This window comes from Halobacteriovorax sp. CON-3, assembly GCF_043196995.1.
Classification (GTDB): domain Bacteria; phylum Bdellovibrionota; class Bacteriovoracia; order Bacteriovoracales; family Bacteriovoracaceae; genus Halobacteriovorax_A.
The window spans coordinates 77767-103319 of sequence record NZ_JBEBNA010000004.1 but is presented as its reverse complement, the minus strand read 5'-3'; the positions used below and the strand labels follow the sequence as shown (position 1 = coordinate 103319).

At 35.2% G+C, this 25553-nt stretch carries 22 protein-coding genes; 8 read left to right on the top strand and 14 right to left on the bottom strand.

What is annotated here, in order from left to right; all coding sequences use genetic code 11:
* Window positions 1-71 precede the first annotated feature (71 nt).
* The gene (locus tag ABMA72_RS16650; protein WP_393058118.1) at window positions 72-908 is read left to right on the top strand and encodes a hypothetical protein; all 837 of its coding nucleotides are present in this window, start codon (window positions 72-74) and stop codon (window positions 906-908) included.
* Between the two features lie 30 nt (window positions 909-938).
* On the top strand, window positions 939-1772 hold the full coding sequence (locus ABMA72_RS16645; protein WP_393058116.1) for a TIM barrel protein: 834 nt from the start codon (window positions 939-941) through the stop codon (window positions 1770-1772).
* 324 nt (window positions 1773-2096) lie between these two features.
* On the opposite strand, the gene ABMA72_RS16640 is transcribed toward ABMA72_RS16645, so the two are convergent.
* A complete protein-coding gene (locus ABMA72_RS16640; protein ID WP_393058114.1) occupies window positions 2097-3701 on the bottom strand; it encodes a hypothetical protein in 1605 nt (534 codons plus the stop codon).
* Window positions 3702-6010: 2309 nt separating this feature from the next.
* On the opposite strand from ABMA72_RS16640, the gene ABMA72_RS16635 reads away from it, so the two are divergent.
* The 5 genes from ABMA72_RS16635 to ABMA72_RS16615 all read left to right on the top strand — a co-directional run bounded on the left by ABMA72_RS16635 (window position 6011) and on the right by ABMA72_RS16615 (window position 9567).
* Window positions 6011-6952: a hypothetical protein gene (locus tag ABMA72_RS16635; RefSeq protein ID WP_393058112.1), complete on the top strand. Its 942-nt coding sequence runs from the start codon at window positions 6011-6013 to the stop codon at window positions 6950-6952.
* A 46-nt stretch (window positions 6953-6998) separates the two neighbouring features.
* A complete protein-coding gene (locus ABMA72_RS16630; protein ID WP_393058110.1) occupies window positions 6999-7271 on the top strand; it encodes a hypothetical protein in 273 nt (90 codons plus the stop codon).
* 488 nt (window positions 7272-7759) lie between these two features.
* A complete protein-coding gene (locus tag ABMA72_RS16625) occupies window positions 7760-8284 on the top strand; it encodes a hypothetical protein (protein ID WP_393058108.1) in 525 nt (174 codons plus the stop codon).
* 211 nt (window positions 8285-8495) lie between these two features.
* On the top strand, window positions 8496-8756 hold the full coding sequence (locus ABMA72_RS16620) for a hypothetical protein (protein WP_393058106.1): 261 nt from the start codon (window positions 8496-8498) through the stop codon (window positions 8754-8756).
* Between the two features lie 70 nt (window positions 8757-8826).
* Window positions 8827-9567, top strand: coding sequence for a sce7726 family protein (locus tag ABMA72_RS16615; protein WP_393058104.1), 741 nt, complete (start codon window positions 8827-8829; stop codon window positions 9565-9567).
* 782 nt (window positions 9568-10349) lie between these two features.
* Here ABMA72_RS16615 and ABMA72_RS16610 read toward each other — a convergent pair.
* From ABMA72_RS16610 to ABMA72_RS16575, 8 genes are all read right to left on the bottom strand, one after another.
* Entirely contained in the window at window positions 10350-10625 is a 276-nt protein-coding gene (locus tag ABMA72_RS16610; RefSeq protein ID WP_393058102.1) for a hypothetical protein, read from the bottom strand.
* A 245-nt stretch (window positions 10626-10870) separates the two neighbouring features.
* Window positions 10871-11122, bottom strand: a complete 252-nt coding sequence (locus tag ABMA72_RS16605; RefSeq protein WP_393058100.1) for a hypothetical protein — start codon at window positions 11120-11122, stop codon at window positions 10871-10873.
* Window positions 11123-11161: 39 nt separating this feature from the next.
* On the bottom strand, window positions 11162-11431 hold the full coding sequence (locus tag ABMA72_RS16600) for a hypothetical protein (protein ID WP_393058098.1): 270 nt from the start codon (window positions 11429-11431) through the stop codon (window positions 11162-11164).
* A 380-nt stretch (window positions 11432-11811) separates the two neighbouring features.
* Window positions 11812-12297, bottom strand: a complete 486-nt coding sequence (locus ABMA72_RS16595; RefSeq protein ID WP_393058096.1) for a hypothetical protein — start codon at window positions 12295-12297, stop codon at window positions 11812-11814.
* Window positions 12298-12448: 151 nt separating this feature from the next.
* Complete coding sequence (locus tag ABMA72_RS16590; protein WP_393058095.1) at window positions 12449-12670, bottom strand: hypothetical protein; 222 nt, start codon at window positions 12668-12670, stop codon at window positions 12449-12451.
* A gap of 7 nt (window positions 12671-12677) precedes the next feature.
* Window positions 12678-13154 carry a hypothetical protein gene (locus ABMA72_RS16585; RefSeq protein ID WP_393058093.1) on the bottom strand — a complete coding sequence of 159 codons (477 nt, stop codon included), beginning with the start codon at window positions 13152-13154 and terminating at the stop codon, window positions 12678-12680.
* A 616-nt stretch (window positions 13155-13770) separates the two neighbouring features.
* Entirely contained in the window at window positions 13771-14448 is a 678-nt protein-coding gene (locus ABMA72_RS16580) for a hypothetical protein (protein WP_393058091.1), read from the bottom strand.
* Between the two features lie 93 nt (window positions 14449-14541).
* Window positions 14542-15336 (bottom strand): hypothetical protein, encoded by a 795-nt coding sequence (locus ABMA72_RS16575; protein WP_393058089.1) that lies wholly within the window; start codon window positions 15334-15336, stop codon window positions 14542-14544.
* A gap of 471 nt (window positions 15337-15807) precedes the next feature.
* Between ABMA72_RS16575 and ABMA72_RS16570 the strand changes: the two genes are divergently transcribed.
* Window positions 15808-17745: a hypothetical protein gene (locus ABMA72_RS16570; protein ID WP_393058087.1), complete on the top strand. Its 1938-nt coding sequence runs from the start codon at window positions 15808-15810 to the stop codon at window positions 17743-17745.
* 293 nt (window positions 17746-18038) lie between these two features.
* Here the strand turns inward: ABMA72_RS16570 and ABMA72_RS16565 are convergent, their stop codons facing one another.
* The 5 genes from ABMA72_RS16565 to ABMA72_RS16545 form a co-directional block, all read right to left on the bottom strand.
* The gene (locus ABMA72_RS16565; RefSeq protein ID WP_393058086.1) at window positions 18039-18833 is read right to left on the bottom strand and encodes a hypothetical protein; all 795 of its coding nucleotides are present in this window, start codon (window positions 18831-18833) and stop codon (window positions 18039-18041) included.
* Window positions 18834-18846: 13 nt separating this feature from the next.
* A complete protein-coding gene (locus tag ABMA72_RS16560; protein ID WP_393058084.1) occupies window positions 18847-20736 on the bottom strand; it encodes a hypothetical protein in 1890 nt (629 codons plus the stop codon).
* A gap of 17 nt (window positions 20737-20753) precedes the next feature.
* Window positions 20754-22478 (bottom strand): hypothetical protein, encoded by a 1725-nt coding sequence (locus tag ABMA72_RS16555; RefSeq protein WP_393058082.1) that lies wholly within the window; start codon window positions 22476-22478, stop codon window positions 20754-20756.
* A gap of 212 nt (window positions 22479-22690) precedes the next feature.
* Window positions 22691-24130: a type II secretion system protein gene (locus tag ABMA72_RS16550; RefSeq protein ID WP_393058080.1), complete on the bottom strand. Its 1440-nt coding sequence runs from the start codon at window positions 24128-24130 to the stop codon at window positions 22691-22693.
* On the bottom strand, window positions 24127-25548 hold the full coding sequence (locus ABMA72_RS16545; protein WP_393058078.1) for a hypothetical protein: 1422 nt from the start codon (window positions 25546-25548) through the stop codon (window positions 24127-24129). Before ABMA72_RS16545 ends, ABMA72_RS16550 begins: the two co-directional genes overlap by 4 nt.
* Window positions 25549-25553 lie beyond the last annotated feature (5 nt).

Genomic DNA, 25553 nt, shown 5'->3' with positions numbered 1-25553 from the left:
AGTGTTATCGCACACAAGAAGAGAATTCATTTAACTACAAAGGAGTTTTTATTAAACATATTTTTCTAAACATGAGTCTAGTCCCATTACTTCTTATTACCTTGTCTTGTGGAGGGAACAAGGCAGAAAACAGAAAAGAAAAAGTCCTTAATGAGATCAAAGATGTACAAATCCACAATAGCTACACAACAAATCTATTTAAGTATTACAAAAACATCAAATTCATTAACAATGACTTACTGCTAGATGAAACTATTCCTTCTAATCCTATCGTCGCAATAGATATGGAATTAAGTATTAGAAACATTGAAGAAAAAAGAGAAGTAGATACCAATAATTTCATAGAAGGAATGATGCAACTAAAACTTGACTATCATGCAGATTGCTATCCCTATGGTGTTACACAGTGTTCTTTCTCAAATAGCTCTGTGTATTTACCCCTAGATCATTCCCTAGTGAAAAAAAGAGGGGATGTAAAAAAATACATCAAAATCTTTATCGATGGAGCGGAAATTAATAATTACTCGCTAGACGTATTTCAATCTGAAAATGGTAACACTATTCAAAGAATCGTCTTAAAAAACATGAACAATAAGAGCGACAGCTTTAATTTAAGAGTAGAGGCACAAGGGCTAAAGAGTGTTATATCAAACCCCCTCACTGTTCTTAGAAATAGTGAAGATGCTTATATCTTAGAGTCAACAAGAAGGGATACTTGGATATATGGCCTTGACGATGAGCTTTCTGATGAGATTACATACAATGCAATGAATGAAAGAATGTTACTGTCAGAAAAAATTGGAGCAAAGGCATTTAGTGATATTAAGATCGTCGCACCATCAAATATTGAAATTAAAGAAGACGGTACACTGCGCATGTGGATCAAGTCAGGAAAGAAAGAAGAGTAATCTTCCATGTGAATTCGTATGAGGGAAATTGTGGGAAATAAAATACTATTCGGAACGGCCGGTGTTCCAAATTCTACCATTAATAAAAATAGCTTAATAGAGGGGGTAAAGCAGATCGGCCAACTTGGTCTAGACTGTATGCAACTAGAGTTCGTCCACGGACTAAGAATGAAAAAGGAAATGGTTTCAGAACTGAGAAGGGTTTCTTATGAGTTAGATATTCCACTAACATCTCATGGGCCCCAGTACATTAACCTGAATGCAAGAGAGCAGGATAAGATTGATTCTTCAGTTGATAGACTTATTCAATTTGCTAAAATATCAGACTCGTGTGGAGTTGAGTCAATGGCATTTCATGCTGCATTTTATATGAAAGATTCGCCCTACGATGTTTTCAATCTCGTGGAAAAGTCCATGAATGTCATTGAAGAAAGGTTAAATAGACTTGATATCGACGTCTCTCTTAGACCAGGAATCACCGGAAAAGTATCTCAATTCGGTTCATTGGATGAGTTAATCTCGCTTACAAAGAAGGTCAACTCGTGCCACCCTTGCATGGACTTCTCAAGGCTGTATGCACGTACAAAGACCTATAATACAGAGAGAGAGTTTGACTACGTAATACAGAGGCTAAGAGATGAGCTTGGAGAAGAGGCCATTAGTAATATGCACATACATATTTCTGGAACAGATATGATCTCAAAAGGGGAGTTGAAAAATCTAAATCTTGGAGAATCTGATTTTAATTGGAAAGAGTTACTAAATTCCCTTAAAAATAATGGATGTGGTGGTTACATGATATGCAATTCGCCAAACAAAGAAAGGGACGCTCTCATGCTTAAGGATTATTACAATTCTATCTAGTGTAACTTTTAATTTTTAACTGTCTTATGTTTGATCAGTAAAAAATATATGATTTCGCATCAGTCTTTTTTCTTAAAATACGAAACTTTACATACAACAATTCAGCTACTTACTTATCTAGTTTGATTTCCTGCATTTGTTCTGAGTTGCTAGAATTTTTATGAAAACACGGATCATCAGATGAAGCAATTCTAAATGATTTTTTTAAGAATTTGCATATAATTAACAAAGGAAGGGCTCATTATTTTGTCTTTTTTATAAATAGAGTCACAAATTAATATTAGACCAAAATCAGTAGTCCTTCCCTTGTTGTTCATAACCCAGCTAAGCTTCAAGTAATCGACTTCTATTCTTTTTCGATTTCTTTTTTACAATCTCCACAAAATCACCATTTACAAATTCTTCTTTAGCAAGAAGCCTGGCCTTGTTATCGATTCTTGCTTCATACAGTAATGGCCCGAAGTTATCCGGCCCATCCTCTTCCAAGACAATTTCCTCGGCCCTCTTTCTTAAGTCTTCCACGTACTGTTTATTAGTCTTAGTGATAGTGATCCAATACTCATTAAAAAGCTCATTTAATGAACGCTCACGTTCCTTGCGAATTTCTTCTTCTCTCTCGATTTGTCGATTAAGTTTTTCCTCTTGATCTAGTTTTTCCTTTTCAGCGAGCCTATGGGTAACAAACGATCTATATCCATCAGGAAAATCTAAGTTTCCTTCTATCTCTTTTTTTAGAAGATTCATAACAAGTCCTCTCCATGTCTGGATTTTGAAGCCTTGATACTTGCATTGAAAAAGAATTATATCCACTATCATATCGCAAACATTAATATTTTCTCTGTTGTACTTTATAAACTCTGACCCTGTAGCTTTTTTAAACTTCTTAGTTACTCCATTACGCAATGACAGAAGATCGGCTTCTACAAAGTCCAAATCATTTAAAAACTCTAATCCATAATATTTTTGAAATATTTGATACGTTTCATCAAACTCCAGAGGAGGGAGTTGTTGCCACTTCTTTGCATCGCTAAACTCAATGAGTATGTCCCAATCATCACGATCAATCATTTTTCTTATATGAAAATCTATCCCTAGAACACTCTTCGAAACTGCGTCAAGGTGTTTCTTTATTACCTCTCTACGTCTATTGGAGTTTTCCATATTCATCATTCGAGCAAGTTCTGAAAGGTTAAACTTAAACTCGTTTCCATACACCTGTCTTTTTGAGCACAGGAACCTGTAAACTTGTCTTTGAGGGCCAACTTTTAAATTCAGATAATCATTTTGATTTAAAAGACACATATATTCTTTACTCAGGTTATCAAAAATCCTCTCATCAAACTCTGCCCAATGAATTACTTTGCAGTCCTCGAATCCATCTATACCTTTTCCTCTAGACACCGTTCCTGTGTAAATAAGTGGCTTGAATGAGTCTGGTTTATCATAGTAGTACTCGCCCTCATCGCCCTGATATAAAAATGTGACACATCTGATATTTTGTTCAGATAGTATTTTAATTGCCTTGGAAACTCTACCAATTGAGTTTTTAATCAATCTCTTAAGTGTTGCTTCAGACATCTCTTCTTTATGGTTAAGCATCTCCGCTATCATTGCATATGTGTAATAGACTCTTCTTACTCCCTTGGGTTCTCTTATGTTTCTGCCTTCTTGGTCTTTTGCAATTGTCATTAGGGCCAGTAGAACATCGTCTTCATACCCACCCTTGAGGCCGACATTTGATTTTAATTCTATTTGAACTGTTTTCATTTCTTTTTTTGAATTAATTATCGTTGTAGAAGTTTTAAATACTTCATCTTTTTTCAATTCATTTGACTTGTAGAAGTTTGAGGGAAGGGCAAGGCCATAGTTCAGCTCTAAAACAAAGCTATTGCATAGAATGTTGCTTGTAGATCCGTCTTGGATATCCATATCTCTCTCCGTGAGAATTAGTAACGATAATACTATTGTTGTTCATATCTTAATTTTGCGCAATGAGAAATCATGAAAATTAAGAAAAAAGACAAAACCTATGAATATAAAGATTAAATGATTCATACATGAATATTACGTTTCATTTTCTTTTGTTTTTTTTAAATCAACTGTATAGTTACTTACTTACTTACATACTGTTTCGTATTATTTGTGGGATAAACGTGATTTCAGACACTTATTGAGTCTTGTACCACGAATATTACGATAGAAACCACAAATATTACGATAGAACCCACAAATATTACGATAGAACCCACAAATATTACGACAGAACCCACAAATATTACGACAGAACCCACAAATATTACGACAATCTCGTGATCAAAATGGAATCACATGAATTTTACGAAAGATAGTTCATTATCAATTTATAATGTTTTGTTTCGGTTTTAGATATTTTGTGTATTTTTAGCATGTTACAAGAGATATTCTTAAGGATTTCTTAAGTTTTCGCTTTGAAACACCGTCCCTCTTGCTCCTAAATATGATTCAGATTACCACTTAGCGTAATATTCATGGTTTTGTTTTTATGTTGAAGCCTGTAATTTTAATAACTTAACTAATCCATACTTGATTATTACTTTGGATTACTCAAATCCCAAGGATACTTTATTTGACGACTTTTATTTTATGTTAAGGCCTGTAAAAACAGCGCCTTATGATACCTTGTCTGTTCTTAGCGTATTATTTGTGGGCTGTGGTCAAAGGTCGGTTTTTGAAAAAAATATTTTTTCCTATTGGCCTTGCTGCTCAAGTAAATAATGGAATAGTCCGATGGTTTTTCTTGTGTAAAACAGAAGCTGCGAAATAAAATTAATTTTTTATAGAATCTTATGTTAAAGTGAAAACATTCTAAAAACATTTCAATACTTAACTTCAAGAGCCCAGCTTCGGTTGGGTTTTTTAGATGTGAGTTGTACTTATGAGAATAATTACATTTTCATTCATTGGCCTTTATTTTATTAAGGCAATAGCATCGGCCATGGTGTCAATATCAATAGGCTCAGAGGTAGCAACTTCTAGCGATGGGAGATGGAGCTGTAAGGGGGAGGACGTCTATGTCTACAACGCGAGGGATCTTCCTGCTTTTTACTCTACTTCACCCCTTCCTGTTATGAGGAATGATAACCATTGGCCGCCCTCTAGTGTTAAAAAGTACATTTTTAAGGCTAGTTGCAATGAGTTTGGACAAGTGACTTATAAAACCAAATTTAATCACAGTGGGTTAGTTGTTTTTTTAACAGTAAGGCAATCTATTGAAAGAAACGGGGAGTATCAAAAAGGGCTCTTTTTTAGGTTCTCTCAGTTTATCCCCCCAAGCTCTAGGGAAGGATCACATTCTTTTGTTAAGGTAAAAGTTCCGCTAGACTTTGTTCTAGCTAAGCTTCAGTAGAAGTGAACAACTTATAGACAGTAATAAATTCATGGTTTCGCATACATTATTATTTAATTTTTCAGAAATTACTTTACCTCATTTCAGCTAGTTCTCTTTTTGTTTTTCGTACAATGGTTTGTTATGAAACCTTCAGTACCCTTGCGAAAATTCGCTTTAGCTTAAGCTTCATTTTCTAATGATTTTTTTTGTAGTTGATATATATTAATCACAACAGCGACAGGGGAATTATGTAAGTAATTTCATAAGTCACATCTCTCCTATAGTGATTTATCCTTTGTATGTTTTGATAAGTTTTTTGGTTAATAATGATCATTTCTCTGTCGCTACCTTTTTTAGTTAGTTATCAAACACGGCAAAGCGTGAAACTTTTTAAAAATCTATTTTTAATATTTTTTGGCACCATCTTCATTAATAATACTCATAGTTCATTTAAGCCACAGGTTGAAACTAAGGTTTTTGATATAGGCAACCTTTTTTATGCTTATGTAAAAGTAACTGATTAAGCAATACAGGACTCTTCTTTGTGAAATTTAGATGTAAGTTAGGGCCATCTTTCGTTGGCCCTAATTAGCTTGAGTTTTTGATTCTTGTTGTGTTTATAGGTGTGAGAGTCCTGCAAGCCTTTTATCATTATCGGTCTGCTTTTTTATATCTTCACTCGATTTGTAAGTGCTTATAATTTTGGGCTTCAACATGTTTTAAAGTTGAAAAAGAGTAGGTCAACTTTTTACATTTTTTTAATTAATCATTCTTTCAATAATTAGAAACGATCTCTAAATAATTGTTTTTTCTAAACATTCTCTGAATATTTTCGATAAGTCATGAGATAGAAATAATGGAGGATTTGAGAATGGGTTATTTAAAGATTGGTTTGTTTTTATTTTTTAGTTTTAATTCTCTTGCGATGGAGAGAAATAATTTTTCGGAGTGCTCAAGAGCTTTGGGTCAATCTATGCCGCATTCTTTTAATGAGTATGTCTCTATCAATTATGATACGGGAGAGGTTGAGTTTGATGGCAACAGTGTCGATTACACTACGGAGAAGTTAGGCAATGGTGGTATGATTCAAAAATATGCTTTTGAGACACAGCGATCGATGCCCAATAAGCGAACTGCCAAAGAATATGTAAATATATCTATAAAGAGATCCCCAAGCGGAAAGTATGAAAGCATTGTAATTGACAGGGAGGGGAATAAGCAAGTTATGAAGTGGTATGACTACCAACAGTCTAAAGGAAATATGAAAGCTTATCCAATGAATAAGACTATTGTATTCAGAGACAATGTTGATGCTAATTGTAGTGTTGATAGAATAACTAGCCAGGCATTAATTGAGCCTAATTTTAAAAAGGGGATGAGAGCAAACCTAACAGAAGTGGACTATAGAGTTTGTAAATATGTAAGCGATTATCTGGATAAAAATGATGAATTTAAAAAATGCTTAGCTAAAGATGATGAGTCAATTATGTTAAAGGGGATCGGGAGAATGATAAACCTGAAACAAGACGTAAGGCAAGTTAGAAGTGAAGCGAAACAAACAGAACTTAATAGCATTATGGACTCCGTTATTTCTCAGTCTGATTCTTTAAATAGTTTCTTTCAAGACAGGGTAGCTTATGGTGATGTTGAATCATACAAGCCTAGCGCAATCCATTCAATAATTGCAAAGTGTGAAGATGAAGGGATCATGAATAATCTTAGAGTCGAAAAAGAAAAAAATAAAAAGGTTTCAATTCCTGGTTTGATTAAGAAGACAAAATCGACAGGTGGAATTAAGAGTATAAGAAAATAAAATGATTCCACTATGTTGCTCAGTATTGAAAGAAAGGATAAATAAGATGAACGGAAGTAATGATGATAAATTAAATGAGTCTAGGGTGTCTCAAAAACTGGAAGTCGTAGATAGATTCTTACAAAATGGCAACTTAACAGACGCTGAGAAGCTTCAAGCAGAACTTGTAGCTTTGAATTTAAAACAACGCCTTGAGGATATCAATACAAAGAAAAAGCAAGAGACAAGCGAAAGAGAAGAAAAGAATTTTAATGGTTATATATTTTTAGCTGCCGCTGCATGTTGTATTTATTGTATGAGGTCGATTCTTTTTTACTGATGAAGTACTTAGAGAAGAAATAAATTACTCACAAGGGCTATTTTCACTATTGAAGCTGTACCAGGAAGGTGTCGCTTGATTGAAGTTGGGAGCAAGATCTTACTGGTTCTACACCTTCCTTAGAGAGAACAACTTTCTTTCTTTTTGTAAAACACTGTACTTCAGTACCTCTCCTCGGCGAGAATAGAGACACTTCTTTTTTCATATTCAAGTACAATAAATAGTCGGGTCTACTAAGGGATCTGAAATAACTTGCGCCATAGTTCACATCGAGATTCGTTATTGTTTATTATATTGTAGTACATTATAATAAACAATAACGACGATGGAGCTTGGCTTAGCGAAAATAGCATACAAGGCTTCTCAATTTTTGAACTGTTCGGTAAGTGCAGCTTATCGAAACTGGAATGAGATAAAACTTTAATATGATTTAAACGTGATGAAAAAATAATTATTTTGTAATCTTACAGAGGTAAGCAGAGGTTTAAATGAGTAGAAACAACACATTGAGAAGATTGGATATAATGTGCGTCTTTGAAGAAGATGTTAAAGAAAAGATTACGGGTGATGTCATTGACTTCTGTATCTCTGAATCAGGTTTCACACGAGATATAACGAAGGAAGAAATTCCAAAAATCAAAATAGAATTAGAGCGCTTTGCTAAGGATGCAATAATTTATGACATATCTGAAAAATTAACCAATCCCAATACTCTAGATAAGACTCAGTATATTCTAGCAAATTTTACGGAATTGGCACTTCTTTACGATCCGTTTGTTCTTCAAGAAAGAGGGGGATCGAGAGAAAGTATAAATCGAGAATATTTCATAGTGGATTCTGACAAAGATAAAGCAAATAGAGTATTAAATGCGGCGAAAGAATATCTTGATAGCAACTTCAGTTTCTTTGAAACATTGAACTCAATACAAGAGGAACTCGATGAGCAATCTCTAATAAGCTTTTTTAATTATGTTTTTGAAGTGATCTATCGCGTGAGATCCAAAAGACAATAAAAAAGGAGTACTGGTGACAGGAATTCAACTCCCGCCACCAGAAATCTCAAATACTTTTGAGGCTTTCTTAAGAATGCCCGTGACAGATAAACTCATGCTAGTGTTTTTTTGTGTTGGCATGTCTTTTATTTTTCTTGTTTGGTTTCTCTGTCTCTGTGAACTAAGTAAAAAAAATGAGTCGTAAAATATTCGATTAAAAAGGAAATAAGTGATGGTTGATGATGCGAAGGGATTTAGGAACTACGGATGTAAGATTAAGAATAACCTAGTTGAAGAGATGGAGCCTTATCACCTATGGGCGATTTTAGACCTTGTAGCAGAGAAGAAGTGGGCACAACAAAATATTAAAAATATCAAACAAGCCATTTTGAACCTAAAGATCGCAACCCTTGATTATGAAACAAGGACTGCGTATGAGACTGCCGAACTCAGTAAGCAGTCAGAAGTTATAAGAATCATGACAAAAAAATAGTATAAAAACATTGTAAATAGAGTTATCGGCGTGTAGAGATCCTGACCACGTGCGGGCAATCAGAGGCAACATGAAGAAGAATAAAGTAAAATTACTGGAAGCCGATTTAAAAGCTGTTATTCTGAACCGTTTGAAGCAAAAAGGGCTTATTAATAAGAGATCGATAATAATGAACGAGCTTACTATTGGAAAGTTCGCAAGAAGAGTAGATCTTGCGATTCTAATAAACGATAAACTGATTGCGTTTGAAATTAAGAGTGAAGCAGATAGTCTCCGACGACTAGAAAGTCAGGTGAATACATACTTAAATTACTTTGATAAGGTAGTTGTGGTTTCTGATTCAAAGTTTTTCCCAAGGATCATGTCCTTAATTCCTGATGACGTAGGCTTGTGGGAAATAGAGAGTGGTAGAGTGAAGGTTAAAAGAAGAGGACGCTTAAACGCTAAGATAGATAACAAAAGGCTTATTGATTTTATAGATGTTGTCGAATTGAGGAAACTCTCGTCAAAACTCAAAGTAACGCATGAGAGAAAGCGAAGATCACTAGAGGAAGCATTATTGAATTCACCTAGTAAGGATTTAAGGGCAAGTGCTATAGCTACATTAGTTAGAAAATTCAAAAGGAGAAGCGAGATTTTCACTAATAAAACAAGAAACAGATCCATCTTTGCTAGTGACCTTAAGCTATTGAGTAGGTTTTATACGCAAAGAGCAAGAAATCAGATAAATCAAGAAACAAGCGATCGCTTTTGGAGCAATTTAGAAAATCTCACTAAAGAACTAGAAGATTTTGCAAGCTCTATTTCATAAGCCTTGAGAAGACAGATGAAAATGGGGCGAGATTCCGCATAGTTTTTCACCTAGATCGATGGCCGGCAAGTTTGGAACTATGGATTCAGTGAAAAAAGGAATAAGGAGTTTTCTGACTAAAGCGATCTTCTCATTACTATAAAGTGCATATTAAAAGTCGCATCAAACTCTTCCCATCCATTCTGCTTAAAATTATCTATGTGCATCCAGTTTATAGCCTTGTATTCGTAGCCATTTTCCAACTCCCTTGTAGGCATAAAAAGAGGCTTTAATTACCTCAGTTTTATTTGAGCCTTTATTGTTGTGCGAATTTGATTTTTTGCATTTTTTTTTCAGCGTTATCAACCCTTATCGAAAAGCTTTGTATTGCAATTTTCTTGTCGTCATTTTATTTTTAAAAAATAAGAATCATACGTCAGCGTAACGTGATTTCAGTCGCTTATATCATATAATTTCTATTATATTGGGTGAAATATTTACCCCTATTTCAATAATAACAAGCTGAGTCAATGGCTGTTATAATAAAAAAATGGACATAAAGCTATTAGAGAAATGCTTCAAAAATGACAACGACACAAGCAGAAGAGTTGTGCAATTGTGTGAGAATATATTTTATTTCGAGCCAAAAATTGACGTGTTTGCTCTTACTCAAAAACTAGACAACAAACACTATCAGCTTTTTTTAGACATTCTTGAACACACACGCGACAAAGAGAAATTACAAAAGTTAAACACAGTACTGAGGACGTTTTTTGTAAAAGAATAATTCTCCAAAATTCAAATTAATTTTCACTTTTATCTTCCATATCTAGTAGACTATCTAACTTGTCATATAAGTTGTTATGAGTACCTTTCCAGAAACTATTTCCAAATGTGTAACTCAGAAAGAAGATTGTCCCTGCAACATAAAAGACGTCGAGACTTGGAGAAAGTAACTGATTAAGTGGTTTAATTATATCAACTAGTGCGAAAATAATTATCAAAACCGGAGTACACCTTAATGTTAACCATGTTGCAACTAAGCACTTTATATTAGGATTCGATCTCTTCTTGTTCATGTTCTCTTCCTTACCTTATTCTCTTAGGGATTTTATAAATCTTCTTATTCTAAGCCTTGTAACTCTAAGGTACTGCTTAATCCTTCCTTTTCTGATTGCAACCTTTAGCCCATATAGAAAAAGAAGGATATAAAGAATGGTCGCCATTGATAAGAGAAACACGATTCCTTCGATACCATAATGTATAAACAACCCCCCTCCTGTGTTAAAAAACCTTACTTAGCTACTTAGACTTTTTACATCTATTAAGAAAAAGTACAGTAGGTATTCATTTTTTTTTGCTCTGCTTCTGGCGACTTTTCAAGAGTCTCCATTTCTTCTTGTAGCTGGCTTGTAACGACATACGCACGTCTGAAGCCGCTAAGAACTGTCTCGCTTGATGGAAAAGTTAAAAGCTTGTGTGCTTCGTCCACGATTCGTATTGTCGTGCGCTTACGAATACGATCAAGGCAGTGTTTTTTGTAATATCTCTTTATCGCCTTTCTTCCTTTTGTCATAACTATACTATCCTTGCCCCTAATTAGGCACTACCCTTCTTACTTGATTTTAAATGGCTTTATGATTTCAAGTAAATATTGCTTTCCTTCTTCATCGCGTATGCACTTTATAATGCTAATAAGAAGATCATAATGAGCATCGTCAAGTTTCTCAAGAATTTCAAAAATATTTAGTGTTAAGACATCTTTTTTAATTCTGTCATTTATTTCGTAAACATAGCTGATAAAGAATTTATCACAAAATAGTTCAATGATTTTACTTTGTTGGTCATCCCCCACCATGCACTTTCTCAATAGATTTATGTCCATTAATTACTCCCTTAAGGACTTTATAAGTTTTCTGATTCTAAGCCCCGTAATTCTAAAGTACTGCTCAATTCTTCCTTTTTTGATTACAATTATTAGCCCATAAAGAAAAAGAAGGCTATATAGAATAACTCCCATCGATAAAAGAAACACGATCCCTTCATTTTATTATCTCCATTTTCAACTAGGTTATCTCCTCTGTTGGTATGTTTACATCTTTATTTTTTTGTAATCCTTTCGTGCACTCGATAGATTTCACCGAATTCCTTGACGGTTCTATTTGATGTTTTTAGAAGTGTTAAAATCTTGAGATAATTCTGATTTTTCTGTGTCATAAATTGATTCCCTTAGGTGAAAAGTTATTCATTGCTAGGCAATACTACTTAAAATGAAGATGTCGCAAGATTAACGACATACGCGAAACAAATAGAATATATTGCAATAAGAGTAAATCTGACAAATTGTGGTAACTTATATTCAAAAGCAAACTTGATTGTAGCTGCGAGCAGCATTATTACATAGAATGAAAAGAATAAATCTTGCCCCCTAGTGGTTTCACCAAATAAGATTGTGGTCTTATTCACAACTGAAAGAAAGACATAAGCGATACTATAAATAATCAAGATCATATACTCTTCGAATTCAAGGTTAATCACTTGTCTTAAAAAGCTTCTCTTTTCCTCTTGACGTCTTATCATCGTTTCAAAGTAGTGCAAGTCTAGGCCTGATATTGGTAGCGCCTCTTCTCTTAAGTTAAGCAATTCATCAATCGTTTCATCAGAGAATTCTCTTTGTTTTAAATAATTTTCAAACTTATCCTTTTTGCTTAACACATCAATGCTAAGGTTTTTTCTCCGTAATGTTTTCATAAAGACCCCTTTTGTTTCCTTGTTAGAAATTCGCCTTATTTATATTGTCGGAAATCGACATTGTTTTCTTTATTATACTGTAATTGCATAATCAGATAAGTTTATGTCCCCCAATATCGATTAACACTTCGAAAAGATAGAAAAGAAAGACCTAGATCTTCACAAAAAGAGGTTTTCCAGTATTTTGTTGTAGAAAGCTAGCATTTTCAAGCATTCTGTCATGTATAGAATTAAATACAGGAGTGAAATTCTCACTAATTACTAGTAAATCAGCTTCCTCTACTGATTCAACATATTCATACTTTAGAACACTTAAAAAAGTTTTTATACTGTCGCTTTGTGGGCCAACAGTTAGTAGTTTTATCTTCTTCAATTTTAGTCTACCTCTTTCTTATTTCTGCTAACGCTTTCTTTGCATGATTAAAACATAAGTTGTAAGCCGTTTCGATTCTGTTGCTTACGCATAAAACATGAGCACCTTCCTCGATAGGCTTAAAAGTTAAAAAATCGTAGTAATAATCTTGGAAATATTCTCTCATTAAAGTCGCCTCATCTTTTGATAGACCTCTCCCAGAGACTGCTAGATTGGCCAAATCAGGCAAGGAGTCGGGAGACTTTATTGCATGATCTTTTTTACTGTAGTATGTACTAACAAGTTCTTCTAAGAGATGTTCTGTAGCGATCGGGACTAACCTGCTTATTAGATAGTCTTTCTTCATTGCCTTAAGGCTTTTAGTTCTTTCTTTTTTGGCGGCAGCTTGCCCTTTCATATACGATACGCTCATTATGGCGATTGTTAGAGACATGAAAACCACTCTTGTTATATATCTCTTGCCTTTCCCTTTAAATGTGTTCAAATCGACTCCCTTGATTGCTTACCGTAGATAAATCAAAAAATTCATTTTTCATTACGACTGTAACTCTATTCATTAATTTTATCAGTAATATGTAAAAAAGCGACCTTTAATACATACAACAATGACAGAAGTACTATTGGAAGAATAGCAAGAATAGCAAGTTTATATAACTCTACCAGTGTTTCTATGAAGACATGTCTAACCAAGAGGAGATTGGAGTAATCCTCCACTTTTAAAATGGTAATTATGATCGAGCTCATAAGAACCAGAAAAAGTAAGTATGTGTAACCTTTTAATATGTTAAACATTTTGCTTATATAACTCAGACTCGTTGTTTCTAGAAAGTCGTCTTCCCTTAACGAATTAGCATATTCCTTCAAATAGGCTTTTGTTTTATTCATTTCTGGCCTCCTGTTCGTTATTATGACTGATGAAAAAAAACGCGCCCCTTATGTCATTTGTCGGGACGTGTTTCATTGGGGCCTTTACTTTTTTTCAAAACCCTCCCCTCGGTTTTTATTTTGCAGTAATTTTTTACTGGTTAAGCACTATGTTAACTTAAGCCACCGTAGACCTTTTTGCACTGCCTTTTATGATGGCATCCAGTTTCCAAACTTCAATTCAGAAAGCTCAAGTCAATATGGTCTTCACAGCTCAAGTATTTCATCTTGTCTGAAGTGGGAGTCCAGCGGCACACAGTAGAGTCACTTAAGTCAAACTCGGAGATATCTTTTTTAAAATAGCTTTCAAGTTTGGCTTTAAATTTTAATGACTCGTTTTCTCGGCTTGTTACAGCTAACAAATTTGGCGAGATTAGGTTTACAACCGTTTCATCTGTAAATTTACTTCCAAAGGAATTAATTATCCTGTAGCTACCTTTTTCGATATACTCGATCACAGATCTTTCATTAATAAGTATATCGTCGTTTTCTTCAAGGTTGTCTCTTATATCCTCTGCGATAATATTGCCACTATAATAGCTAGGTCTTGACGGACAAGGGTTCGCAATCTCTAAATCCATCTCTTCTTCAGTTTTGACGAATCGAGTGTTGCCAATTGTGCCAATTACAGTTTTGGTAACAATCGACCTTGTGTTGCAAGTCTTTTCTTGGCTGTCATCTTTAAAATTCGTATCAAAATGTTCTGTAACGAAGCGTACACTTGTGCCTGGTTTCACGTCTCGATAGAGCCTGTTTTGCTCATTTAAGAGGTTTCGAAAACTCTCGACTGAAATGTTTTTAGAACTTGCATTTAATGATAAGACAATAAGGATCAGCACCTTGTATGCACTCATAATTTATAATCCTCTCGATTAATATATTGTTAAAATATAACCTACTTAATTTCTCCAAGAGTTAAGCCCTTGGTTTCTTATCTTGTTTTTAGATTAACGTCTTACTAGCTTTTTCAGTTTGTTTGTAAGTCCTCTTTCATCGCTTTTATTTTTTGAAACTTTTCTTATGATATTGTTAATCATTCTATTAACAGCATAAGTTGTTGCTCTCTCTCTGAATAGTGTGTTATTTGGGAGAATTTTCTCCCTGATCTCTACGTACCTCTTAAGCTCATCTGCGGACATCTCTTTTGTCCCGTATGCGATATTGTTAATTATTTCCGATTTTCTGGTGTTTTTCATTTTGTTATATAGAGATTTCATTCTGAGCTCAGAAAGATCTTTTGTTGCCATAACTGCAACTGAACCAAGAAGTTTACCTAGAGCGTTGTCTACACTCCCGTAGATCTTTTCAAGATCTTTAAACCTTTCAACTCTACCTTTAATGTGGCCTTTAAGATACTTGTTTCTTGCTTCCTTTGTATGCGCAGGAGAAAGTAGTAAATCTAGGGATTGGGCCTCTGTGTGTCCGATCCATTCAGACTCTTCAACATCAGCTTTTTCTACTAATTCAATATTCTTTTTAACAAACTCTGTAAGATACGCGTTCCACTTTTTACTCTTTAGTTCTTTGTTGATAATATCCAATGCTTCATAGTTAATCTCTTTGTTACTCAATCCCGCCGTTTTCAGGTTCTTTTCATATACTTCATCAAGGTTATTAACGTTATCTTCCCAAATGAAGCTTTCTGCAACCCTGTACCTCTTAACCACATCGTCTACTTTGTGAGATGATCCACATGAAACAATTGTCAAAGATAGTAGAAACATACCGAATACTTTTTTCATAACAAACCCTTTTTAATGTTTTAAAGAAAGAAAGTAGTGTTTGAACAACAAACCAACCTTTAACATTAGAGAAAAGCAAGCTTCACTACTTTCTTGCATTAAATATACAGCGAAATATCGCGAAATAAATAACTTTAACGACATCTGATTTTTTGTAATTTCGTATCTTCTTGAGAGTTTCGTATTTCAAGACATTTTTCTAACCGGCCTTTTAAGTTGCCGTTTTGACTATTCATGTTTTCACAACAAGATAAATATAGTTCTTATGAAACTGTGTAATTTTTAGTGTCTATTTTTTATTCAGTGCCACCAGATCAAGGCTATCATTTTTTACGGCTAACTCATAAATACAGTGAATTACAATATCCATTAAAGCTCTAAGTAGAATTAGACGATAATAAGAAGGTATCGAAAGGAGAAAGATGCTAGGTTTTAATGAACTCTGTAAATCGTTTTTCTCTAAAGTTTTTTTTGTTTTTCTTGATCTCTGCGCCTTACTACGTTTTAGGCTCAGGGGAAGTTGTTACTAATAGCGATCCTTTAGAAGGTGTTCCCACTTTAGAGGATGCCCTATCCTCAGAGGTTGATTCCGTTCAGGCAAATACTGAAGTTCTTTCTAATAACACAGTGGTAAACGGTGCTGAAGCAACTGAAGAACAAACCGAGACATTACCTGATGCTCCTAATTGGAAAGAGTGTCATGGAGCTCATAACTCTGACTTCCTAAAAGTGAAAAACTGTGCAAATGCTAAAGATAATAGCTACCAAGTATCGTCAAGTAAATATGCCGGTTCCTATTCGTCACATGTATGTCAAGCAGTCTTCCAGATAGCATCTCTTAATGGTTCAGATTGGAAAACTATTTCAAAAGATCTTTATAAATCAGGAAGTAGTCATAATTTAGATTACGTCAGAGCAATAGCTGTCTTTAAGAAAGATGGAGAGGATGATTTTTTAACAATATCAAATGCAATCGATGAGCTAATGTCTTGTGTTCAGGTAGCAACTGCTTTCGGGCAAAATTTTGAAATGGAGCGAGACGAAAAAGATGCTTATATTACACCTGAAAAGCTAACTTCGCTCAATGGAAGAATTACTTGTAAATTAAGTGGCCTTGAGACTCTAGATTATGATGAGTGTAGCGATCTGATAACTGCTCAAAATGTTGCTATTTTAGGGAAGACTGCACACGATACCTATCAACAGTATGATGCGATGGACTTCACCTCTGAACAGCAACTCAATATGATGAATCTCGATGCAACAGCGAACATCACGACAGAGGCTCTTAAGGCCCAGAAGGAAGGACTGAAAAAGCAAGAAGAGATGGCCGAAGAAAGAAAGGTTGCGAGAATTGCACATGCAACAGCGGTTTTAGGCGCATCAAGACTCATTCCAAGCTCAGAGGATTATTTCGAAAATGATGAGCTTTGCAAAAGACCTATACAACAGGCCCTTGTTAATATTTCTAGTATCTCAACAACTGTACAGTATGGAAGCACTTTCTCTGCTCTTGATATTTGTAAGAGAAATTTTAGTAAATTCTCTTTTTTAAGAAATGGTGAAGCAAGACAAGCAGGTTATCTTATCGCCTCAGAGGCAGGTATTGATGCAACAAAAGAACACCTAATCGCTGAAACTCTAGACGAGCAACAAGATATGATTGGTAATGCTATTGGGAAAATTGAAGATATGGAAACAATAACAATCCCAGAAGAATTTTATACCAATCAGGATGTGTATATGGCATTTTGTGACGCTAATCCAACACACTCTGAATGCAGAATGAACACTTCATCAACTGTAAATGTTCCAAGCTTCGGTGACTATAATGTTGGAGGATTAGGAACAAATCAAGCCTACAAAGAATCTAAACAGGAAGAAAGAAGTCTTGCAAGTGTTTCTGAAACATCCGATCCCAAAGTTGCAGGAGTAGATACTTCAAAGGTATTTAATCCGACAAAAGCCGGATCTGGCGGCTTAGGACATGTTAATGCTAATGCACCCGCTGTTTCTGAAGGTGGAGCAATTGCACAAGGAAGTGGTGGCGGTGGCAGTAGTCCTGGAGGGGGCGGTGGCGGTGGATCATCAAGTAGTCCTCAGGGGCAAGATGGAGCTAAAGGCGGTAAGACTATTGCTGGAATTGGGGCCGGTACAAATTCAAAATACCTTGGGGGGAGAGGGCCATCTTTCGTTGGGGGAAGAGGAGGTTCAACAGCAAAAAAGAAGAATCCTAATGAAAATCCATTCGGATCTCTTTTTCGCAAAGATAAAAAGAGAACGATTGGCTCCCTAAATTATGATCAAGAGAAAATAGGAACCAAAGAAATGAATATTTTCCATAGGATTTCTAAGGCTTACGACGAAGTAGACAATAAGGGCAATTTGATAAAGTATGAGCTTAAATAGCTAATATTTTAATTCTTGATAAAATTTTAGAAACGTAATTAATAGTAGGTATGAAGATGGAGTTCTGGCTTAAGGGCTCCACCTAACTCTTGGTCGGTCAGACCAATCAGCTTGATCATTTCTTACAAGTATCATTTTGACTGTACTTTTTAATGTTCTAATTTATGTATCGATGTCAGTTGTAGCGTATATTAAGATTAGATTGTTAGGGAAGGCAATTTAAACTTACTGCCTAGAAGGTAAAGCAAAAGCCTTGATAATTTCATTAATCATCAAGGCTATCCTCTACACGTTTATTCTTTAGATGAGGCTACTGCCCTTTCTACTACAGAGTTAAACTCTTTAGTCCTGAAGTATCCAATGTTATTACCGATCTCATTTTTTATTAATGATATGATATTCAGTCTCATCTCTCTATGATACTTATCGACAATATATTCTTTCTCGGCCAATTCCTTTATTCTTAAGTTGTAATACTTCTCTACTTCTTCATCCGATGTGTTTTTATAGCTATATAGAATCATGATTGTTTCATGCTCTACTTGCGCCCTTAGTATGTTGAGATACATGTCGAACGATTCTTTTTTGCCGAGTCCCTTTGTGGAAAGAACGGCTGCACTGCTAATCATTTGCCAATGCTGATATTTCCAGTTTCCAATCATAGCAGACTGTATAATTTCTCTTTTTCTTTTATTCTTCTCTTTGTTATTTAAATAGTAGTTGTAGGCATTAGTGAAAGTGTATTCACCTACTGATTTATTCGTAATGGCCTTTACCTCTTCTTTGTTCTTGAACACATTCTCTGCACTGGCAAAAAGCTTTAGCTCATTCATATTTTTAGTCTCAAAATCTCTAGACATACTAATCCAGTTCTTTTGACCTAGTATCATTTTCATTTTCGCATCATCAATTCTCTTTGCTCTAGGGTATTCTTTTAAGTAGAAATCATATGTTTTATAGATCGACTCACCTAATACCATATGCCTTCTCGTGATCATTTTATCTTCACCGTCAGATGTTTTTTCTTTAAGACTACTTCTGCATGAAGCAATTATTATAATAACAAGTGCAATATTAAATAATTTCATAAAAACTCCCTTTTTAATATAGAAAAAAATCTGAGAAAAGATCTCTCTCGTTTCCTGTGTTTAGACTCGGAAAACCAAATCCAAATGGTGAATAATTATTCTCAGTAGGGTCAGCCCCCGTCCAAAGATCAAAATTGCTATTGTAATCATTAGAGACTTTACTTTGTAATTCATTTAGCTTGTAGTTACTGTAAAGACCGTTGAATCTGTTTAATATCTCCCTTTGTTCATTCTGGGCACTTGTGAACTTTTTGTTAAATTCCTTGTAGTAGTTACTCGTGGCCGAATTTCTCCAGTTGGAATACTCGCTATATATCTTAGGGAGGTATTTACTTCTAACCGTCATACAGTCTTGATAATTACCACCTGAAGAACAGTAGCTATTTACTAGCTCTCTTGTGTAGTCTTGAATATATTCATCATAGTGACTCATTTTTGCAGAAAATCTTTTTTTGTCTTGATGCGCTCTTTTATTAATTCCTGCGATGATCTCTTTCCTTCTCTGGATCGGGGATTTATCACCGGCCCTGATTAGTGCCTCATCACCCCAGTCAGCCAATACGCTTCTTTCTATTCTTGAAATTCTTTTATCACTCTGGTTACTAGCTCTCTCTAAGGATTTCTTGCTGTTAGCTTCAGAATACTCCTGTGCGAGTATTAATCCTGTTAATATTTTCTTTCCTGATCTTTGCATATTTCCTTCACGCAATGCCTTTACTAGTCTTTTGTATTTTGACCCTCCTTCTTTTTGTCGGTCAAACATGGCAACGATATCTAGGATGCCCTCTATCTCTTCCTCGATTCTATCTTTCTCCTTTTGCTCTCTGCCGCTATCTCCAAGTTCCTCAAGTCTTCCTTGTAAGTAAATTAGCTCATCTTTCAGTATTGGCAAAAGTTCTTTTGAAAAGTAGTTCATGGTTTCAGCATATTTCTTCAGAAGTTCTTTTCTTTTTTTCTTTCCTACACCAAACTCATCACCATTTTTGACATCTTCAACAGACGGAGCAATTAAGTCCTCAATCTCTTCCAGCTTGGCAATAATTTCTGTTGCTCTTTCATTTATTAATTTATTTTGAACACTAGATAGTAGGCTCGACAATTGATGGTAGTTACCGCTTGATTGTAAACGGAGGGATTTTAGCTTTTCGTAAATACTTGCTAAGTCACCTTTCTCACAAATGGCTATAGATTCTTCTACTTCCCTATATGTCGAGGTTTTAACTAGCATTACGTCACTTTCTTTAGGTTTCAATGAGTCCATGCAGTTAAAATTTGGGTCTGTGAATATAGTGTTTTTCTCTCCCTTGTAAATGTCAAAAGGGTTGTCTCTACGATATTCAAGATCCTTTTGTGTTGAGGAAATTATTAGTTTTGAGTTTCTTTTTGGATTTACGTTATCGAATCCTATGGTCATAGTCTCTGGTGGTGCAATATGTCCTTTTTCTAAAAGGTCGTTATATTCATACTTCCCATTTTCACTTAAAGCCAGATCCTTCATGCAAAGCTCGTATTCTTGCTCAGGCGATAGCCCTTTATTACTATAAGGGCCACTCTTTATTTTTGCCTTAAATTTTAGATGTACATTGTTGGTCTGTTGATTTGTTATTGTCTCAGCCTCGATCTTTCCAAGACAGGCACTGACTCTTTGTGGGAGGCTGATTATAATATCATTCCCTGAAACAGTGTAATCAGGTGTTTTCCCCAGTAAAACATTTGTGAGAAAACCGTATGATATTCCATCATCCCTATTGCACTCAACCTCTTTGCTCTCTTTAGAGTCGCCTACTTTCACGTAACTTGCGTCTTTAGCTCCAGATTGACTACCAGATAAATTTCCATGAATCACAACTTTCGCCCTAGTCTCTAATGATAAGACAATTAGTAAGAAATAAATTTTTTTCATTTTTATTCTCCTATTTGTTATAAGCTAAGTAAGATCGGTGGCGACAACGGCTGTCCACTTGGGATTTTTATTTCCTGTAGTGGTGCAGGTGTCAATCTTTGGAAAGATCCTTCGTCTTCTGAAGATTCTTCGTCTTTATTCTTCTCTTTTGCCCCAATTAAACAAGCTTCCTTCTTTTCAAGGCCATTTTTAAATTTTACTATGTACTCAACGCTCCCATCTTTATAGCTGTTCTTTTTTTTGCATATGTTGTTTTCGCATTTCATATTTGCAGAATCATTTATTTTGATTTCTGCATCATTAGATTCTTTACCGTCAACAAGTACAGTTATTGAACACTTGTTTTTAGTAGATTTTGAAGAAACTTTGTATTTGGAATTTTTGGAGTTTTCATTTTTTTGTACTTCATTATTTTTTTCACAAAAAGCTGTCCCAAGTACTGATCCGCTGCCATTAACTTGTTTCGCATAGATATTGCCCTTATATTTAAAGATTTCATCCTTGAGAAGCAAAGTAGTTTCATCATCCTTATAGTAAAGAATGCTCGTATTTTCTTTTTCTGGGAACTGAAACTTACAGTCACTTCCCTCTACTGTGTATTCTTTCATCTTCAGGCTTTCATCATTTTTAAATTCACAAACAGTAGAAACCATCTCCTTATCATCATAGGTAGCATTAATTTCAAAAGATGCGTATGCACCGATTACCTTCGCCGAACACTCAGTTAAGGAATTGTTGCATTTGAGGTCTGTGTAAGATTTGCTCCTATCTGATGGAGCATCCTTTTTGTTTAATACAATCTTTGTAGGCTTTACTTCTTCATAGAAACTTTTTTCTATCATTTTCTTGTTTGTAAAATATGTGTCGTTGAAGCCTATCTCATCGCCCCCTCCAATTTGAGCTGATATTTCACATTTAAAAATACCCTCATCACCTTTCGTTACCTTTGATGTCAATCTAGGTAAGTATGTTTGATTGTCGCTTTTACAAGCCTTTCTTTCGTTAAAAGCCTTAAGCTTTACTCTCTTTCCATTCTCATAAGAAACATATAGTTCACTAGGTGAGTCTTGGCCGTAGAATGGTGTTAGGTAAAGATCAGAATACCTTTTCAGGGAAGAGAAAGGTACGGTGTTATTCGAATCCTTGTCAGCATAAAGAGATATTTTGTATGGATCAATACCAAGGCTTGTAAAGTCTTTAATCTTCAGTCCACAGGCGTCACCTTCTAGGCCGTTGATGAGATGATTAATATTGGCAATATATATTAGCTCTTTTAGATTTATATTTTCTAATTCTTTATCAGATGCACAGAGGATTTCTGTTTGCTCGACCCCTTTGTATTGATTACAGTCTTCTTGCGATACAGGGAAACGGGCCTTCCCGTCATTTGAAAAATCAATACCGATTGCGTAGAGAATAAGTCTTTTAATGTCTTTGTAGGATGACTCGTTTATATTTCTTCCTGACACTAACGGAGTAACTTCAACTAATCCATTCATCGAGTCAAACTCATAATTAAAACTTACTTTATTAAGATCTTTTAAAAGCCCTTTTGGGGCCATGTGTGTTTCAGTTTTTTTCTCATCTTTAGTGTCTGAGTTGTTTTGGCTCCCTTTTCCTAATCTGATTTCTTTAGGGTTTCCATTGTCGTCAAAAATGATTATAACACCGCCAGTATCAACGACTTGTTTATCATTTTTTGAAGCCGGCTTGGTGCTTCGGTCTTCAATATTCGCATACAAGCTTATGTACTCATTTTTTCTCTTTTCGACAAGATCTCTAATTCCATCTGTACATGATGATTGTGTTAAAGCTTCAGAGAATCCTTTAAGTTGAAAAAGGGCCATAGCTAGTATGGCCCATATTTTAATAAAGAAGAAACTGCGACCTTTTTGTGTATCGTCAGGAGTTGAAATAATTATATTCTCACAGTTCTTCTTTATCATCTATTCCTCTATGGTGTTGGTGGTGTGTCACTTAAGGTAAATTTAGTAACGTATTTACAACATTTGGCCCTTAATTTATATGTGTCACCTTTTCCAGATATTCCTACATAGCTTTCTGTATCGTCGTATTGAATATGTCCCGAGCCTACACCTATTTGATATTCTTTTCCGCAAACATACTCATTTGAGCCGCAACTTTTAATAATCCATCCATTAGAAGCGTATGAAAACGAAGTCCATCTTGATGTTTTTTGAACTTCTAGTTTTGCATATTTGCATGACGGTGTACCATCTGACATGTAGCCTGCAAAAACCTGTCCTGATGGACAATATTTGCCGTAATATGATTCCATTTCTACGCAAGTGTGGTTGCCGTTTCTGTCAATTCTTGAGATGGCGCCGGCATTACCATTTACCGTTAAGCAGTTTCTATCTGGCTCTGGCGGTAATTCTGTACAAACCACACTCCCGTCATCATTAACTTTTGAGACATATTCATCTAGGGAACAAGTGTTGTTTGGAAAATCTTTACAGTGTGCTGTACCGTCAGAGTTTAGTCCAACATAAAACTTTTTCGGATCATCGCAAGTCACGCTCACGCATTCAGCTTGTCCATCTGTGTTGATTTTCTTAAGCACCTTTCCTGTCGGACAGATCTGATTGGTAAAAGTTTCTCTACATTCTCCATTTATGCAAAGTGATACAATGTTATTCAGATCTCCTGTCATCGTATCGCCTTTGGTATCAACGTATTTTTCTTTTAACATTTGGACATTGTAATTCTCAAGGTATTTAGTCGAGACAATGTCTTGATAGTTTGTGGTATCAGGTGATACATGATTATAGTCTTTAAGTTGACAACTCTTTGTTACAGGATCAAAATCTCCCCCTCTCCCTTGGCAGATTTCCATTAATGATGTTAAGAGAGCGTTTTCTTCAGCAGAGAAGCATCTTATTAAATCATTTGATGCTGTAAGTTCTAAACTAAGAGGAATTCTTTTTTTTATATCAACACCTTTCTTGCTCAGCGAACTTTTTTTGTAGAAAGTAATTTCTAAAAACACATCACCAACTAAGTTTCCAGAGGTGTCGGGCTCAGTATATAGATCAACTAGTTCTAATGATTTAATTGTAATCTGCCCATTTGCAAAATTTTGATTAAGAGAGATTATCTCTTGGCCTCTCCTGTTTCTTATAGATGATATAAGAAGTCCTTCAGTAACATTTTGCCCCACACCTATTGTTTGAGTGCATGAATCAGAATTCAAAAGGGTTGCTGATGATGTAGTTCTTAAGCTCATTAGCTCTTGATCAATCTTTGATTTCTTTGTGACTTCTGTGGTAGTTTGAATAATTTTCAAAACACCTAGAGAGACAATGCCAAATAGCCCAATAGCTACCATTATCTCCGCAAGAGTTAAGCCTTTTTCATTCTTTAAAAACATCATCTATTATCTCTCATTCTGAACTTATAAGTACAACATCGAGCTTGGACAAAGTAGCTTGTATTTACGTTGCTTCTTTTTACTCCTGCTCTTCCTTCCGTGTCCTCTTGGTAAAACCATCCTTTCGATGTACTGACACGCATTCTTTTTCCAATTCTGTGCTCACCTGAAGCACAGTATGAATAAGCCCAGTTTTCAGAATTTTGATTAACAGGAGCCGCCCATCTACAATCTCGGCCAATTAGCGGGTTTGGTACGTAACATGAAGGCGCTCCATTAGTTTGCCAACCTTGAAACAACGTCCCATTAGGACATGTCTTACCGTAGTTGTTAGGGAGTTCTACACAAGTATGATTACCGTTTTCGTCAATTCGTCCAATCGCACCGACTTTCCCGTTAACAGTTCTACAGTCCTTATCTGTTTTTTCGGGTAAATTTCGACATTGAACACTTCCATCATCATTAACTTTTGCAATATATTGTTTTTCTGTGCAAGTGTTCGTCGGAAAGGCCTTGCAGTGTGCTGTACCGTCTGGCCTAAGTCCTACATAAAATGTCTTTGAGTCTGGGCAGGTTACACTTACGCACTCTACCGTCCCGTCTGTGTTGATTTTATTTCCTACCTTTCCTGAACCACAAACCTGTGGTGAGAATGTTTTTCTACAATTTCCATTAATGCAGAAACCATTTGAACTCTCAAGGCTTCCTGTCATTGTGTCACCTTCTGTATTCACGTAAAGATCCTCTAGAGAATTCTTTTCAAAACTTTCAAGGTACATCGTTGTGACAACATCTTTTTCATTAGCTGGATTTGTTATTGGATCATAATACTTTCTAGTACAAACTTTACTTGCAGCATCAAAGCTTCCACCGTTGTCTTCACATGATTTCTCTAAAGACTTCATGATGGCTTCTTCATGGGATGAGAAACATTTTATTAATTTAGAAGATGAGTCAAGTTCCATATCTAATGAGAATTTCTTTGTTATGTTTCTGTTTCCTTTTATTAAACTTGAATTCTTTGTTATTTCGATTTCCAGATCCGCATTAGAAGAATAGTTTCCTGATGCCATAACTGACTTTGTAAAATTTATTATTTGCAAAGACTTTATAGTCAGTTGACCGTTACCATACTTGTCAAGTTGCTTTATAATAAATTGACCTCTTCTATTTTTGATTCCTGCGATCAGTTTCCCTTCATCAATAATCTCTCCGTGACCTAGGGTTTTTACACATGAAGCTGAATTTAGTAGAGTGCTTGCTATAGTATTTGTTATGTTCTCGATTTCATAGTTTTCTTGCCCTCTCTTTGTTTCTTTTGAGAGGTATTTAGTGAAATTCAAAAGAAGGGCCGAAAGGCTAGCAAGAAGTGCTGATACCATCATTACTTTTACAAGAGCTATACCTTTTTGATTTTTCATGAACA